The sequence below is a fragment of the Pseudomonas sp. P5_B2 genome (assembly GCF_056400445.1).
On record NZ_JBFULH010000906.1, the window covers coordinates 1 to 1,344 of the forward strand.

General features: G+C 54.2%; 1 protein-coding gene. It reads right to left on the bottom strand.

Translation table 11 applies throughout. The annotated features are described in order from the left end of the window. Nucleotides 1–84: 84 nt before the first annotated feature. Nucleotides 85–765 (bottom strand): DUF3313 domain-containing protein, encoded by a 681-nt coding sequence (locus AC1DRJ_RS27885; RefSeq protein WP_477804986.1) that lies wholly within the window; start codon nucleotides 763–765, stop codon nucleotides 85–87. Between the last annotated feature and the right edge of the window lie 579 nt (nucleotides 766–1,344).

The window sequence follows — 1,344 nt, forward strand, 5'->3', positions numbered from 1 at the left end:
CCCCATGCTCGTCTGCTCGCGACGCAATCCCATGACAATGAGTGGCAGGCAATTCAACGTTTGCAATGGGGTCTTGCGTGGTTGTTACTTCTTGGAAAGCAGTGCCTGCATGTCGTTCGTCATGTCTTTGAGAGCGGCTTTGAAGTCGTTGGCAGCGATTGGTTGGCTTTCATTATCCAATGTCTCGCCGAACACCTTGCGTACCACCTTGGCTACGGGCAATCCGGTTTTTGCATCGATCAGGTCGGCTTCGATATACATTTCGGCTGTCTGATCGCGATGCCCGGTGGCTGCTTGTGTTGCGCCAACAATTGCGGAGATCGGCACGGCCTCATACCAATGCATGCCCTCGTTTTTGGCGCCAACCTCGGTGATCGCTGCATGCAAGATCAATGTCCGCGAATCGGCCGGTGCTTGCTCTTCATTCGAGACGATAGTGTAGGTGGGAGCAAAGGCGTTCTTGACGCTGTTGCTGGCCATGGTCTGTACGTCTTGCAGGGTTTTCAGGTTGGCGCGATCGCTCGGCTTCGGCGCTGGGTACAGCTCTACCTGCTTGAACACGACAGTGGAATAGGCGGCAGGATCAAACCCTGGCTTTACCCAGCGCAGCACCTTTTTTTCGCTCGGCGTAGTTTGCTCTTCCAGACCCTGATAATTGGCCAGGAAGCCCGAATATTGCTCCTGCTGCGTGACCTTCGAGACACAACCGACCTGAAACACGCTACTCAATGCAATACCCACAATCCATTTATTCGACATGCCCATGTGTTCTGTTCTCAAGTGATGAAAGTTGTTATTCAGGTGCTGACCTGACCTGACCTGAGCTACGCAAAGCGGGTGCTTGCACGTCGGTCTAAGCGGGGCGAATGCTGCCCGCAGTGGCGGGATAATCCGAATCAATAACCCTCAAAAACTATTAAACCCCATCGCCAGTGCGTGTCCGTCCCGCAGCCCCCCTATGGAAGGCGGCTCTTCGCGCAGAACGTATCGGTCTGTGAGCAAGCCCTGATCGCAATGGCGCAAGGTCAGCGTTGCCGCATGATGTCCATTGATACCTGTTGATCAGCAATTCTCCCTGTCGAGCGATGCCGTGCATCCGCCACAGGCATTGAAAACTCGGAACGCCGGGCCTCTGTCACGAAATGAAAAGCCATTGTCGTCTGATGAGAAGCGGCTACAGGGGCGGCATCCTACAGTCCAATCAGCGCAATTCGACGCACCCAACATTGCAGATTGGAGAATAAGAAATCATGGCCAAAGCCATTCGCTTTTACGAAACCGGTGGTCCCGAAGTCCTTCGTTATGAAGACGTCGAAGTCGGCGATCCTGGTCCAGGCCAGGTTC